Origin of the sequence: Methylosinus sp. KRF6 (genome assembly GCF_018887255.1) — a bacterium.
In the GTDB taxonomy this organism is placed as follows: domain Bacteria; phylum Pseudomonadota; class Alphaproteobacteria; order Rhizobiales; family Beijerinckiaceae; genus Methylosinus; species Methylosinus sporium.
This window is the reverse complement of sequence record NZ_JAHLJF010000001.1, coordinates 247,918-261,266: the sequence shown is the minus strand read 5'-3', so window position 1 is coordinate 261,266 and position 13,349 is coordinate 247,918. Positions and strand designations below refer to the sequence as shown.

The window sequence follows — 13,349 nt, the reverse complement described above, 5'->3', positions numbered from 1 at the left end:
GGAGCTGACTCGGGATGAGCAGCAGTCCCTGCCCGCGGGCCGATCGAAGGAAGAGGTCGAACGGCTGACGCAAGGCATTGTCGCCGCGCTGAAGACCGTGCAGGATCCCGAGATTCCCGCCGATATTTTCGAGCTCGGCCTGATTTACAATATCGACATCACGCCCGAGGACGTCGTCTATATCGATATGACCTTGACCGCGCCGGGCTGTCCCGTCGCCGGCCAGATCGTCGAGCAGGTGCAGAGTTCGGTGAGCCTCGTGCCGGGCGTGATGGCCGTCATCGTCAAGCTCGTCTTCGAGCCGCCATGGGACCAGAGCCGCATGTCGGACGAAGCGCGCATGACTCTCGATATGTGGTGAGAGTGAGGAGAGCCGATGGACGCGCCCGCGCCGAAGATCGACGGGTGTCTCGAGACGGCTCTCTATGTCGAGGATTTGGCGCGCGCCTCGCATTTCTATGAGGACGCGCTCGGCCTCGAGCCAATGTTCGCCGATCAGCGGCTCATAGCTTATGATTGCGGACCGCGTAGCGTGCTCTTGTTGTTCGCGCGGGAAACAATGAGCGAGGCGGTGGTTCTGCCGGGGGGCGAGATACCGCCGCACGAAGGTCGCGGGCGCCTGCATTTCGCGCTCGCGATCCGGCCCGACGATCTCGGCCTGTGGGAGCGGCGGCTCGCGGAGAGGAATGTGCCGATCGAAGCGCGGATGGAGTGGCCGCGCGGCGGGCGGAGCCTCTATTTCCGCGATCCCGACGACAATCTCGTCGAGCTGGCGACGCCGGGCATATGGAAGAATTATTGATCGCGACGTCGGCTCGCGCATTCACGCGGCAGACGAAAGGGATGTAGGGAGCGAACAGATGAACGTCATGAGCCTCAGCGATTCCGCGGCGGAGCGCGTGCGCGGCCTGCTCGCCGGCGCCGAGAACCCCAATATCGGCCTGCGCATCTCCGTGGAGAAGAGCGGTTGCGCCGGCATGGCCTATAAGATGGAGTTGGCCGAGCCCTCGCCGGGCGACGAGGTGATCGAGGAAAAAGGCGCGCGCGTCATCGTCGCCGGCCAGGCGGTCATCTATCTGCTCGGCACGCGCATGGATCTCGATGTGCAGCAATTCTCGTCGAGCTTCGTGTTCCAGAACCCGAACCAGACCTCGGCCTGCGGCTGCGGCGAGAGCGTCGAGCTCAACCCGGTCGATCCGAGCGCGGTCGAGAAGCATGTGAGCGGCTGAGTCCGTCTCGCGCGGAGCGGGGCGACGAGGCGGTCGGAAAAATCGTCCTTCGCTCTGCCCCGCGACACCCGCAAAACGGATTGCGCCCAGCCGCGTAAGGCGCTAGGCCGCAGGCTCGAAATCGAGCGCGGGATATCGCAATGGCGGCAGGACAAAAAGATCTCACTTACGCCCAGGCCGGCGTCGACATAGACGCCGGAAATCGGCTGGTGGACCTCATCCGCCCCGCCGTGCGCTCGACGCGCCGACCAGGCGCGGATGGCGAGATCGGCGGCTTCGGCGGCCTCTTCGACCTCAAGGCGGCAGGTTTTTCCGATCCCGTTCTGGTCGCCGCCAATGACGGCGTAGGCACCAAGATCAAGATCGCCATCGAATCCGGCCTTCATGACACGATCGGCGTCGATCTCGTCGCAATGTGCGTCAACGATCTCGTCGTGCAGGGCGCCGAGCCTCTGTTTTTCCTCGACTATTACGCGAGCGGCAAGCTCGAGCCGGGCGCAGCGGCGGCCGTCGTCTCGGGGATCGCCGCCGGCTGCGTCGAGGCCGGCTGCGCGCTGCTCGGCGGCGAGACGGCGGAAATGCCGGGCCTCTATTCCAAGTGCGATTATGATCTCGCAGGTTTTGCCGTCGGCGCGGCCGAGCGCTCGCGCCTGCTGCCGCGCGCCGAGGTGAGGGAAGGCGATCTTCTGTTCGGTCTGCCCTCCTCCGGCGCCCATTCCAACGGCTTCTCGCTCATTCGCCGCATCGTCGCCGAGTCGGGCCTCGCCTGGGACGCGCCCGCGCCCTTCGCGGCCGAGCGGACGCTGGCCGAGGCGCTGCTCACGCCGACGCGCATCTATGTGAAGCCGCTGCTCGCGGCGTTGAAGCGCAGCGAGAAAATTCTCGCCCTCGCCCACATCACCGGCGGCGGCTTTCCCGACAATCTGCCGCGCGTGCTGCCGAAGGGGCTGGGCGCCGCGCTCGATCTCGGCGCGTTTCGCCCGCCGCCGGTCTTCTCCTGGCTCGCGCTGACGGGCGGCGTCGCGGAAGCCGAAATGCTGCGCACCTTCAACTGCGGCATCGGCATGGTCGTGGTCGTCGCCAAAGACGGCGCGGACGAAGCCGTCGCGGCGCTGCGCGAAGCGGGCGAGACGCCGATCGCCATAGGCGAGATTGCGGCGACCGGCGACGGGCCGCGCGTCGTCACGCGCGGGAATCTGCCGCTGTGAGCCGGCGGCTGCGCACTGCGATCCTCATTTCCGGGCGCGGCTCCAATATGGACGCGCTGATCGAGGCGGCCCGCGCGCCGGATTTTCCGGCCGAGATCGCGCTCGTCGTCTCCAATCGCCCGGAAGCCGTCGGACTCGCCAAAGCCAAAGCGGCGGGCGTCGCCGTCGCCGCCGTCGATCATAAGATCTACGCCGGCCGGGAGGAGTTCGAGCGCTCGCTACAGATCGTGCTGGAGACGCATCGAATCGAGCTTCTCTGTCTCGCCGGCTTCATGCGTCTGCTGACGCCCTGGTTCATCGGCCAATGGCGCGGGCGTATGCTCAATATCCACCCGGCCTTGCTTCCGGCCTTTCGCGGCCTGCACACACATGAGCGGGCGCTCGCCGCTGGCGTGAAAATTCACGGCTGCACGGTCCATTTCGTCGTCCCGGAAATGGATGAGGGGCCGATCGTCGCCCAGGCGGCGGTCGCCGTGCTCGATTCCGATACGCCGGAGAGTCTCGGGACGCGCGTGCTCGAGCAGGAGCATCTGCTCTATCCGCGGGCGTTGCGGCTCGTCGCTTCCGGCGCCGTCAGGGTCGAGGGCAATCGCGTGCTCGGGGCGAGCCCGTCGCCGCAGCCGGCGCTCGCCGTCCCCTCCTCCGGCTGATCCTGCCGCGGGCATCCGGCGCCTGGGCGAAAGCCATGGCCGAAGGGATAGGACGCGCCGCCCTTGCAGGGGCTCGGAAGCGCGAACCAGCAGAGATAGACGCCGAAAGCCAAAAGCTTGGCGAGGCCGAGCGCGCCATCGAAGGGCATCGCTACGAGCAGAATCGCGAGCGCCAGCAAGCCTGTCGCCCTAGCCCCCCAGTCGACCCAGCGTTTCGTCATCATATCGCCCTCGCCGCCATCGCGCGCGGATCAGCCCCAATGTTAACGCAAAGATACGAGACTTACTTGCCTTTGCCCGTCGAGAATAGGGTCTTTGCAGCTTCTCGATCATATTCTCGAAGTGGCTTCCGCAAAGAGGTTTCGACAATGATAAAATTATACTCGTTCGGCCCTTATTTCGGCCTCCCGGATGCAAGCCCCTTTGTGCTCAAGACCATGGCGCTGCTGAAATTCGCCGGTCTTCGATACAGCGAAGATCACTCCGGCTACGGCCGCGCACCCAAGGGCAAGCTGCCTTATATCGATGACGAGGGAAAAATCATCGCCGATTCCACCTTTATCCGCCTCTATCTCGAAAAGACCTATGGCATGGATTTCGACGCAGGCCTCACGCCGGAGCAGCGCGCCGCCGGCTGGGCCGTCGAGAAAATGCTGGAAGAACATTATTATTGGCTGATGGTGCAGGCCCGCTGGATCGACGATGGCAATTTCGAGCGTGGTCCGGCGAAATTTTTCGCGCGCGTTCCGGCGCTCGTTCGCCCGCTCATAAAGGCGCTGATCCGAAAGAAGATCGCCCGCTGCCTCACGGCGCAGGGCCTCGGGCGGCATTCGAATGAGGAACTCGCCGAATTGGCGCGTCGCGACGTGGACGCGCTCTCAATTCTGCTCGGCGACAAGCCCTATCTCTTCGGCGCGGCGCCGAGCGCCGCCGACGCCACGGCCTTCGCCATGGTGGCGGAATCGCTCGTTCCCGAGCTCGAATCGCCGCTCCGCGACGCGGTGGCGAGCAAGCCCAATCTCGTGGCTTACCGAGACAGGCTGCTCGCCGCCTATTTTCCGAATTATGTCGCGGCCTGAAAAATCAGCCGACGATCTCATTGCCCGAAAAGAACTGCGGGATCTCGATCGCCGCCGTCTCCGGCGCATCGGAGCCATGCACGGAATTCTCGCCGATGGAGACGGCGAATTCCTTGCGGATCGTGCCCGGATCTGCGCTGGCCGGATTGGTCGCGCCCATCACAGCGCGATATTTGGCGATGGCGCCCTCGCCTTCCAGAACCTGGACGACGACCGGGCCGGAGATGATCGAGTCGATCAGCTCGCCGAAGAAGGGGCGCTCCTTGTGGACGCCGTAGAAGGTCTCGGCTTGCTCGCGCGTCATCTGAATGCGCTTCTGCGCCACGATGCGGAGCCCGGCGTCCTCGATGAGGGCGTTGATCTTGCCGGTCAGATTACGCTTGGTGGCGTCCGGCTTGATGATGGAGAATGTGCGTTCGGTCGCCATGGGCGCGTCTTCTCGTCGAGTTCGAGGATGGGAAAGATCGCGGCGCTTATAGCTGTCGGCCGAACGCCCGGCAACCCGGCCGGAGCGGCGACAATTTTCCTTTTGACCGCAACCGCGCCGCGTCGCGGCGAATTGCCCATGGCGGCGAGCGCTGATATGGCCAGATTGCTCGCTTCACGCTTCGATTTGAGAGGAACGCCCGGACATGTCTTCCACGCCGCGCCCGCTCGTCGCCGGAAATTGGAAAATGCACGGGCTTTCGGCGTCGCTCGGCGAGATCGAGGCGGTAGCGGGCGGCTATGACGCGGCTCTGCGAAAAAAAGTGGAGCTGGCGATCTGTCCGCCGGCCACTCTGCTGGAGCGCGCGTCGCGACTCCTCGCCGGGGCCGAAATCGCGGTCGGCGGCCAGGATTGCCACGAAAAGCCGAGGGGCGCCCATACGGGGGATATATCGGCTGAAATGCTGGCCGACGCCGGCGCTTCCTATGTGATCGTCGGCCATAGCGAGCGGCGCGCGGATCATGGCGAGAGCGACGCGCTGATCCACGCCAAGGCGCTGGCGGGCCTACGCGCCGGGCTCTCACCCATCGTCTGCGTCGGCGAGACTCGCGCCGAGCGCGACGCCGGCCGCGCATCCGCGATCGTCGAGGCGCAGCTCGACGGCTCGCTGCCGCGCCGCGCCGCGCCAGACAAATTGGTTGTCGCATACGAGCCCGTATGGGCGATCGGCAGCGGCCTCACGCCGACGCCTCTCGACGTCGCGCAAATGCACGCCGCCATCCGCGCCCGGCTCATCATACTCTTCGGCGCCGGCGCCGCGGCGACTCGCATTCTCTATGGCGGCTCGGTGAAGCCCGCCAACGCCGCCGAGCTGCTGCGCGTGAAAAATGTCGATGGCGCGCTCGTCGGGGGCGCCTCTCTGACCGCGAAGGAATTTCTGGAAATCGCCGAAGTCTATCGCTGAGCGGCGACGTTCTCGCAATCGTTTCGCGATAGGGTCTCGAAGCGTAACGGCGTCTTCGCCATTTTTCATTCGCTTTCATTGCTCGCGAGGAGATTTTCAATGTCCTACACGCTCATCGTCGCGACCTTCGTCGTCACCACCTCCCAGGCCGCCGGCGCCGTGGCGACCAACGCCATTCCCGGCTATGCGACGGAAGAAAAATGCGTCGAGGCCGCACGCAAGCTGCAGCCGCGCGCCTCCTTCGGAATAGCGGCCGACGGCAGGGAGAACGGCTCGCCGTTGAATACGCGCATGACCGGATATTCGGGACTCTGCGTGCCGGCGCCTTGACTCCTTCCCCCTCTCCGCTTTAACTCTGCCGTCATGACCCTCGCCCGCTCTACGCGCTACTACTGGTACTTTAGCTATCCTGCGCCGGCGGCGACGGGAGGCGAACGCGTGTGACTTGACGTAACGCGAAGCCTGAAAACCCCGAGAGCCGCCAGTCCCGCTGGCGGCTTTTTTATGCCGCCGGCGTGACGCTCGAAAACAAGGAGCCCGCCGTGCCGACCGAAACCGACGACCTTCGCATCGTCAAAATCGCCGAATTGAGCCCGCCCGCCGAGATCATGCGCGAGCTTCCGCGCAGCGAGACGGCGAGCGCCACCGTGCTCGGCGCGCGCGCCGCCCTGCGCGAAATTTTGCGCGGGCGCGACGATCGCCTCGCTGTCGTCATCGGCCCCTGCTCGGTCCATGATCCGGACGCCGCGATGGAATATGCCCGCCTGCTGGCCGAGGCCGAGCGCGAGCTCGGCGACCGGCTCCTGATCATCATGCGCGTCTATTTCGAGAAGCCGCGCACCACTGTGGGCTGGAAAGGCCTCATCAACGACCCGCGCCTCGACGGCAGCTTCGACATAGAAGCGGGCCTGCGCCTCGCGCGGCGGCTGCTGCTCGAGGTCAATGAGCTCGGCCTGCCGGCGGGCTGCGAATTCCTCGATATGACGACGCCGCAATATATCGCCGATCTCGTCGGCTGGGGCGCGATCGGCGCGCGCACCACGGAGAGCCAGGTGCATCGCGAACTCGCCTCCGGCCTCTCCTGCCCGGTCGGCTTCAAGAACGGCACCGACGGCAATGTGCGCATCGCGCTCGACGCCGTGCTCTCCGCCTCGCAGCCGCATCATTTCCTCGCCGTCACCAAGGACGGCCGCTCCGCCATCGCCTCGACCAGCGGCAATGAGGATTGCCACATTATTCTGCGCGGCGGAAAGACGCCCAATTACGACGCCGCCAGCGTCGACGCCGCAGCCAAAGAAGCCGAGAAATCGCGCGTCTCGCCATATCTGATGATCGACGCCTCTCACGCCAACAGCAGCAAGAAGCCCGAGAACCAGCCTCTCGTCGTCGATGATGTGGCCCAGCGGATCGAGGGCGGCGAGCGGCGCATCATCGGTCTGATGATCGAGAGCAATCTCGTCGCAGGGCGACAGGATATCGTTCCCGGCAAGCCGCTCGTCCATGGCCAGAGCGTCACCGACGGCTGCATCGACTGGGCGACCTCGCTCGCCGCGCTGCGTCGTCTCGCGACCGCTGTCGAGCTGCGGCGATCCACCTCGGGGACGACGCGCATCGCCTCCTAAGCCGATGCGCCGCACCCCGTAGCTTCAGCTGATCAGCTTGAAAGAGCGGGGATATATCGACTTGTCCCCGATCTTTCGCGAGCTTCGGCTGGAACGCGCGGCCTGCGGCTCGGCCGGAAAACGCGACACTGCGCCGCAGGGCCGGCGCTCTACGTCATGTGCCACAGATATGTCGCGTGAACGAACGCGGCTGCAACGGCTGCGACGAGGAGCTGATCCTATGGAGATTTCCCTGGAACAGGCCGTCGAGATTCATGCACGCGCGCTGACCCACCGGCTGCTGGGTGAAGCGCCGTCCAATGCGCGGGAAAGGGCCACCGATTTCCAAAAAACGGGCGACAGCGAGGGCTGCGTCGTGTGGCTGCGCGTCGCCGAATGCGCGGAGCGGCTGCTGCGCGAGAAAGCCCCCGCCGCGCCTGCGCTCGATAGGTAGTTCCCCCGATAGCCACTGTCACAAAACGTCATTTTCGTCGGTTTAGCGCTCTGCGTCAGAAACGAGTCGTGGAGCCGACCGATGATACAGATCGCCGAAATACTGGCGCCGAGCGGCCTCGATCTCCTGCCGATCGAAGACGCCGCCCCCTCGAAGGCGCATGAGCGAACGCTCGCCAGCTATCTCCTCAACAGCCACCGCGGCGCCGCCGCCGTGCGCGACATTCTCGTCGCCGATATTCGCGGCTTTGTCGATCTCGGCCAGGCGCGCGCCGCCGCCGATCTCATGGTCGTCTTGCGAATGCTGCTGGCGAGATGGCCGGAGACGCGCCGCCGCGCGCCGCGGCCGCTGGCCTGGGACGCGACGGCCCCTTCGCCCTGCGATGCGTGACGCGCAGACGCTCGCGCCTCAGTGGCGCGGCTCCTCTTCGAGGGCGCGCGCCAATTCGCCGATGACGCGCTCGACAAGCGCATTCTCGGCGTCGAAATAGGCGCGCTCCTCGCGCTCCAGCTCGTCGAATTCGTCCGGCTCACAGAGTTCTTTGCGGATGTCGCACAGCCGCTCGAAGCGACGTCGCAGGCAACCCATGAGCGCTTCCGCATCTCCGCGCGCGAGCGTGAGCGCGATTTTCGGCTCCATCTCCCCCTCCTTGCGTCTTCCTCCCCTTTTTCCTCCTAAATGGCCTTTCCGCTCGCGTGCGCAATAAAAATGACGCGCTGCTAGACCGAGAAAAAAGATTGAATTTTCTGCGGCCTGCGCCAGTTGGAGCAAAACTTTCCTATCGAAGCGAAAGGAAGGCTCTCCATGGAACGTCGCGAATTCGTCGCCGCCGCCGTCGGCGCGGCCGCCGCCCTCTCCGCCACGCGCGCTCTGGCCGAGGAGCAGTCCGCCAGTCCGCACTCGGAGCACATGATGCACGGTCCGAAGTTTCAGCCGCTGATGAAGACCAGCGCTGAATGTGTCTCGACCGGTAATGAATGCCTGCGTCACTGCTTCGGAATGCTGTCGATGAACGATACGAGCATGGCCGGCTGCACCAAGGCCGCCTATGATCTCGTCTCCGCCTGCGCCGCGCTCGAATCGCTGGCGGCGGTCAATTCGCCGTTCACGCCGACCCTGGCCAAGGCGGTCGGCGACGTCTGCATGGCGTGCAAGAAAGAATGCGACCGCTTCCCGCAATATTCCGAATGCAAAGCCTGCGGCGACGCATGCAAGGCCTGCGCGGACGAATGCCGCAAGGTCTCGGTCTGACGCGGACGCGAGCGATCGAGCCTGCGCGGGCGACCGGCGAATTGCGCAGGCTCGCGCCCGATCATTGCGTGAGATGCGAGGCGGTGGAGACGGCCTTTTGGAACAAGGTCGCCAGAGCGGTGGTGATGTTGCCGCCCGTGTTGACCTCGAAGTAGAGATCCGAGGACGAGGCGCAGCTCTTCAGATTGTCGGAAATCTGCGAGGCGAAAGTCGCGACGGTGGCGTTGTAGAAGCCGTTGCTCGGCACGGGATAATAGGTCGTATAGAGCACAGCGATGCGAATGCCGCGATTTTTGATCGCCGTGCAATATGAGACATCGACCGGCTGAAGGCAGCGATAGAAAGAACCATAGGAATTCGAATAGCTCGAATTGATCGAGGTCGTGCAGCTCGTGTTGGAATAATTGCTCGCGTCGATCACGCCGTCGGTCACCAGCATCAAGACCTCTTGCGGCGTGTCGCCGGCGGCGGTCGTGCCACTACCCGGCGCCGGCATGGTTGCGTTCAGCTTGGTGAACGCCTGATTGAGATCGGTCATCGCATCATTGTTGCGCAGCGCGCCGCCGGTCGTGACCGTATTGTAGGTCGAGACGCCGGTCGGATAGGTGTAGGACGAATTGGACGCGAGATAATTGTTCGAATCCATCAAGGGCGGAGTCATGGTTTCGATATTGGCCTGGATGAGGCTCACATTGGCGCTCGTCGTCGGAACGAGGCTCTGCATCATCGAGACCGCATAATTGAAATTATAGGCCGCCAGACGATAGGTCGCGCCATTGGAGGACATCAGCGATTGCGCCGTCGAGGCGAGGCTCTTGGCGGCCTCGCGCACATTGTCGATGCGCAGCTTTATGCCATTGTTCTTGGCGTAGGCGTAGCTGTCGATGGTTCCCCAGCCTGCATATTTGTTCGTGTATTCGCCGTCGCTGAGGTTTTTCTCGTGACACGCGAAAGCGCATCCGGTCGCGTTCATCGCATCGACGCCCGCTTGCGTCGCCGGCAGCTCCATCGAGGGGGAGTTGTCGAGCAGCAGATAGAAATCGATATTGCGCGCCGTCGTCGCGCTCGCCACGGCGTTCACCGTTATGTTCGACGTGCGCAAGCCGTAGAAAGCGCCGAAAGAATTCGGCACCTGCGTCGTATAGGTGACCGACACGCTGCGCGTCATGGAGCCCGGTTCGACTTTGTCGTGGACGTCTATGGCGAGATTGGCCGCGTTGTAGGTCTGACGCGTGATCTGCGCCGCCTGCGCGGCGAACATGGTCGTTGCGGCGGCTTTGGCGACGGCCTCCGATTTCAGCATCATCGGCGGAGTCGTCGCGGCGAGCGCTGCGGCGTCGGCGGCCGCGTAGAGCTGCGTCTTGACGCGCCCCGCGCTCGCATAATCGACGGCGCCGCCGGCGGCGATCATCAGAGGGATCGCGGTGAGCGCGAATATGATTGCGACATTGCCCTTGCGATGGGCGAAGAATCTCGCGAGAGCCGGGAAGATCGTCATGCGTCGCGCCGCCTTTTCGTTCAGTTCACCCGCTGCACCGACGAGGTGATGCGTGGATTGATATAGAATGTGTAACGGATCGGCACGGCGGGGATCAGCTTCGCGCCGAAGGGCGGGGTATAGTCATAACGAACTTCGGCATAGATCAGCCAGGTTCCGGCCTGCGCCATGCCGGCCGGCAGCACGAAGGTCGATTTGTCGACGAGACCCGTCGTATTGAAGGGCTCGTTCCATTCGACCGTCGTCGTCTTGCCTTTGTCATCCGTGGACAGCTGGGCGAGAACGATCTTCAGATTGGCGCTCGGGAAGGGCGCGATGATTTGCGTCGAAGCGTTCAAAATAGTGGTGAGATCGGCGGAAGACACGACCGCGCGCCGCGCGACGAGATCGGTCAGCGTGCGTCCCGTGATCGCCACCTTGCGGCTGATGCCGATCGCCTCTCCGAGCGTGAATTCGGCGACGAGGATCAGCACGGCGATCGGAATCAACAATGCGAATTCCACCGCGATCATGCCGCCTTCGTCGCGCCGCAGCGTGCGAGCGCCATCTCGCGCGCGCCGGCAGGCGCGCGAGAAGAAGCGGCTGAGACAATGCATTCGCAAAGGACCTGCTCCGATGCTATTTCAAGAATAAGGCTCGACCTGGAATACGGCGGTCGCCATCAGCAAGCGTCTGCCATTGGCGAGATTGGCCAGATTGAAGCCGAGAGGCCCGCCGACGACGGGAAATTGATAGATCACGCGCAGCACGAGGATGCTGCCGACGCCGCCGGTCTGGAATTTCCAGCTATTGGTGACCTTGCCGCTGGAATCATATGTGAGCGTCGGCGCCGATGTGTCGACGGAGGAGAAGGCGCTCGCGGTCTGCAGATCGACCAGCACCTGCGAGCAGGTGAAGAGCGCTGTGAGACCGCCGCAGACCTTGGTCGTGAATTGCTCCCGATTGAGGCCGCTCTTCTGGACCTCGCCGGTCAGCAGAGTGCGCGCCGATTTCTCGACGGCGGATTCGAGCTCCTGCTGCGCGAGAAACACGACGCCGACCTGGCAGATCGCGATCAAAATCGCAAAGAGCGGCGCCGCGACGAAGGCGAATTCGACGATCGCCGCGCCGCGGCGGCACGCCAAAAGCGCCGCGCCCGTGCGAAACGCCCTTACGTCGACATCGGCCTCGCGCGCCGCTCGATCGCCGGCTTTTTCATCGTCCCCGCGCATATTTTCTCTCCGCCCCCAGCATGAGCGGAAGCCGGCAAAAAAAACGTTACCAGAGCGGAGCTGTTCGCGGGGGCGCGAACAGGATAAAGGCGACGATCGCGGTCCCGCGCGATTTCATCGGCCGACGATCTGCTCTAGTGTCTGGACAGAATGTCGCGGCGGGCCTCCGAGCGCGACTGGTCTCGGACCGACGAAATGACAAATTCTCGCTTGACGCAATTTCAGACATTGCAGACCGGGCTTCCGACGCGCCTCCCACCCGATCTGCGAATTTACGCCGTCGGCGACATCCATGGACGCGCCGACCTCCTCGACAAGCTCGCGCGGCGCATCGAGGAGGAGCGCGCATCGGCGCCGTCGGCTGTGCTGACGATTTTTCTCGGCGACTACATCGACCGCGGCCTGCAGTCCTCCACCGTCGTCGATTGGCTGAGCCGCGGCGATTTTCCGACGCCCTTTCTCGCGCTCCGCGGCAATCACGAGGAGATATTCATGCGCTTCCTCGAGGACGCGTCCGTCCTCGAGAGCTGGCGCAGGTTCGGCGGCATCGAGACCCTTCATTCCTATGGGGTGGAGGTCTCTTCCATCATGCGCGGCAAGGGCTATGAGGAGGCGCGCCGCGCTTTGTCTGCGCGGCTCCCGGACGCGCACAGGCGCTTCATTCAGGAGACGCCGCTGACCGCGAGCTATGGCGATTATTTCTTCTGTCATGCGGGCGCAAAGCCCGGCGTGCCGCTCGACGCTCAGAGAGCCGAGGATCTGTTGTGGATTCGGGAGGAGTTTTTGAGCTTCCGAGGCGCCTGGGAAAAGATGATCGTGCATGGCCACACGCCCGTCTCCGAGCCCGACATCCTGCCCAACCGCATCAATGTCGATACGGGCGCATTCGCGACCTCTATCCTCACCGCTCTCGTTCTCGAGACGGACAGTCGCCGAATGTTGTTCGCGGGCCATGTCTGACAGGCTCGTGAAACCGACGCGCGGCCGCTCTCGCGCCGATCCGGCGAAAGCGGCGCGACGGATGTGCGTCACGCCTCGGCGACCGCCTTGCGCGCCGGCGCGCCGCGCTTTTTCGGGGGCGGCACGAGCTTCGCGGCGGGCTTGCGGCCGAGGCCGAGCGATTTCGCCAGCGCCGAGCGCCGGGCGGCGTAATCGGGCGCGACGATCGGATAGTCGCTCTTCAGATCGAAAGCGGCGCGATATTCGTCCGGGGTCAGCTTATGTTCGGCCTGCAGATGACGCTTCAAGGATTTGAACGGCTCTCCGCAGCAAAGACAAATAATCGCTTCGGGGCTCACCGATTTCTTCACGGGAACGGACGGCCGCCATTGCTTGGCTTCTCCCTCGGCGGCGGCCGCCATCGCCGCATCGCCGTTGCCGAAAGCTTTTTTCACCGCCGCAATGACAGAAGGGAGATCGACAGGAGCAACAGTATTATTCGAAAGATAGGAAGAGAGTATCTGTGCGACGAGCGCTTTGTCTTCGGCTTCGGACATGGTGCTTTCCTCGGCGTTCAAATCTTTTATATTGGAGCCGATATCGCTGTCGATTGCAATCGTCGCCTTACTCGCAAAGACACGCGCATCGAACAAGAAACTCGCTTTTTTTGCAGCGGCTCATCACGTCGAAATATTGCAGAGCGATCGAAACCGTCGCACGGCGCGAAAGCCGCTTCTCGGCAATCGGAGCATCCCCTGCGACCCGAGCGATTCTTCGGCGGACGCTTTCGCTGCGTGATGGCCCTTTTGGCCGAATCGGACGCACGACGATGCGCGAA

General features: G+C 63.9%; 19 protein-coding genes. 13 read left to right on the top strand and 6 right to left on the bottom strand.

What is annotated here, in order from left to right:
• Positions 1-4 precede the first annotated feature (4 nt).
• The 6 genes from KP010_RS01305 (at position 5) to KP010_RS01280 (ending at position 4,166) form a co-directional block, all read left to right on the top strand.
• On the top strand, positions 5-361 hold the full coding sequence (locus tag KP010_RS01305; protein ID WP_026598750.1) for an iron-sulfur cluster assembly protein: 357 nt from the start codon (positions 5-7) through the stop codon (positions 359-361).
• 15 nt (positions 362-376) lie between these two features.
• On the top strand, positions 377-802 hold the full coding sequence (locus KP010_RS01300; protein ID WP_108918178.1) for a VOC family protein: 426 nt from the start codon (positions 377-379) through the stop codon (positions 800-802).
• 58 nt (positions 803-860) lie between these two features.
• Positions 861-1,229: an iron-sulfur cluster assembly accessory protein gene (locus KP010_RS01295; RefSeq protein WP_185966512.1), complete on the top strand. Its 369-nt coding sequence runs from the start codon at positions 861-863 to the stop codon at positions 1,227-1,229.
• A gap of 140 nt (positions 1,230-1,369) precedes the next feature.
• Entirely contained in the window at positions 1,370-2,437 is a 1,068-nt protein-coding gene (gene purM, locus KP010_RS01290; RefSeq protein ID WP_216280295.1) for a phosphoribosylformylglycinamidine cyclo-ligase, read from the top strand.
• A complete protein-coding gene (gene purN / locus KP010_RS01285) occupies positions 2,434-3,087 on the top strand; it encodes a phosphoribosylglycinamide formyltransferase (RefSeq protein WP_216280294.1) in 654 nt (217 codons plus the stop codon). The genes purM and purN overlap by 4 nt, the downstream gene beginning before the upstream one ends.
• Positions 3,088-3,455: 368 nt before the next feature.
• Entirely contained in the window at positions 3,456-4,166 is a 711-nt protein-coding gene (locus KP010_RS01280; protein ID WP_216280293.1) for a glutathione S-transferase family protein, read from the top strand.
• A gap of 4 nt (positions 4,167-4,170) precedes the next feature.
• Here KP010_RS01280 and ndk read toward each other — a convergent pair whose 3' ends face one another.
• Complete coding sequence (ndk, locus tag KP010_RS01275; RefSeq protein ID WP_108918182.1) at positions 4,171-4,593, bottom strand: nucleoside-diphosphate kinase; 423 nt, start codon at positions 4,591-4,593, stop codon at positions 4,171-4,173.
• A gap of 205 nt (positions 4,594-4,798) precedes the next feature.
• Here ndk and tpiA point away from each other — a divergent pair, with 205 nt between their 5' ends.
• From tpiA to KP010_RS01250, 5 genes are all read left to right on the top strand, one after another.
• The gene (gene tpiA, locus KP010_RS01270; protein ID WP_216280292.1) at positions 4,799-5,557 is read left to right on the top strand and encodes a triose-phosphate isomerase; all 759 of its coding nucleotides are present in this window, start codon (positions 4,799-4,801) and stop codon (positions 5,555-5,557) included.
• A gap of 99 nt (positions 5,558-5,656) precedes the next feature.
• The gene (locus tag KP010_RS01265) at positions 5,657-5,887 is read left to right on the top strand and encodes a hypothetical protein (protein WP_142863310.1); all 231 of its coding nucleotides are present in this window, start codon (positions 5,657-5,659) and stop codon (positions 5,885-5,887) included.
• A 212-nt stretch (positions 5,888-6,099) separates the two neighbouring features.
• Positions 6,100-7,179: a 3-deoxy-7-phosphoheptulonate synthase gene (locus KP010_RS01260; RefSeq protein WP_216280291.1), complete on the top strand. Its 1,080-nt coding sequence runs from the start codon at positions 6,100-6,102 to the stop codon at positions 7,177-7,179.
• A 220-nt stretch (positions 7,180-7,399) separates the two neighbouring features.
• Positions 7,400-7,612, top strand: a complete 213-nt coding sequence (locus KP010_RS01255) for a hypothetical protein (RefSeq protein WP_142863312.1) — start codon at positions 7,400-7,402, stop codon at positions 7,610-7,612.
• A gap of 81 nt (positions 7,613-7,693) precedes the next feature.
• The gene (locus KP010_RS01250; RefSeq protein ID WP_216280290.1) at positions 7,694-8,002 is read left to right on the top strand and encodes a hypothetical protein; all 309 of its coding nucleotides are present in this window, start codon (positions 7,694-7,696) and stop codon (positions 8,000-8,002) included.
• An 18-nt stretch (positions 8,003-8,020) separates the two neighbouring features.
• Here KP010_RS01250 and KP010_RS01245 read toward each other — a convergent pair whose 3' ends face one another.
• Positions 8,021-8,251, bottom strand: coding sequence for a hypothetical protein (locus KP010_RS01245; RefSeq protein WP_108918204.1), 231 nt, complete (start codon positions 8,249-8,251; stop codon positions 8,021-8,023).
• Between the two features lie 165 nt (positions 8,252-8,416).
• On the opposite strand from KP010_RS01245, the gene KP010_RS01240 reads away from it, so the two are divergent.
• On the top strand, positions 8,417-8,863 hold the full coding sequence (locus KP010_RS01240) for a four-helix bundle copper-binding protein (protein ID WP_142863314.1): 447 nt from the start codon (positions 8,417-8,419) through the stop codon (positions 8,861-8,863).
• A 61-nt stretch (positions 8,864-8,924) separates the two neighbouring features.
• On the opposite strand, the gene KP010_RS01235 is transcribed toward KP010_RS01240, so the two are convergent.
• Genes KP010_RS01235 through KP010_RS01225 form a run of 3 tightly spaced genes read right to left on the bottom strand, consistent with a single transcriptional unit; the run spans position 8,925 to position 11,572 of the window.
• Positions 8,925-10,361 carry a TadE/TadG family type IV pilus assembly protein gene (locus KP010_RS01235; protein WP_142863315.1) on the bottom strand — a complete coding sequence of 479 codons (1,437 nt, stop codon included), beginning with the start codon at positions 10,359-10,361 and terminating at the stop codon, positions 8,925-8,927.
• Positions 10,362-10,381: 20 nt separating this feature from the next.
• Entirely contained in the window at positions 10,382-10,957 is a 576-nt protein-coding gene (locus tag KP010_RS01230) for a TadE/TadG family type IV pilus assembly protein (RefSeq protein WP_142863316.1), read from the bottom strand.
• A 27-nt stretch (positions 10,958-10,984) separates the two neighbouring features.
• Positions 10,985-11,572: a TadE/TadG family type IV pilus assembly protein gene (locus KP010_RS01225; protein ID WP_246659882.1), complete on the bottom strand. Its 588-nt coding sequence runs from the start codon at positions 11,570-11,572 to the stop codon at positions 10,985-10,987.
• Between the two features lie 195 nt (positions 11,573-11,767).
• Here KP010_RS01225 and KP010_RS01220 point away from each other — a divergent pair, with 195 nt between their 5' ends.
• Positions 11,768-12,532, top strand: a complete 765-nt coding sequence (locus tag KP010_RS01220) for a metallophosphoesterase family protein (protein WP_142863317.1) — start codon at positions 11,768-11,770, stop codon at positions 12,530-12,532.
• A 68-nt stretch (positions 12,533-12,600) separates the two neighbouring features.
• Here the strand turns inward: KP010_RS01220 and KP010_RS01215 are convergent, their stop codons facing one another.
• Complete coding sequence (locus tag KP010_RS01215; RefSeq protein WP_142863318.1) at positions 12,601-13,068, bottom strand: MucR family transcriptional regulator; 468 nt, start codon at positions 13,066-13,068, stop codon at positions 12,601-12,603.
• Positions 13,069-13,349 lie beyond the last annotated feature (281 nt).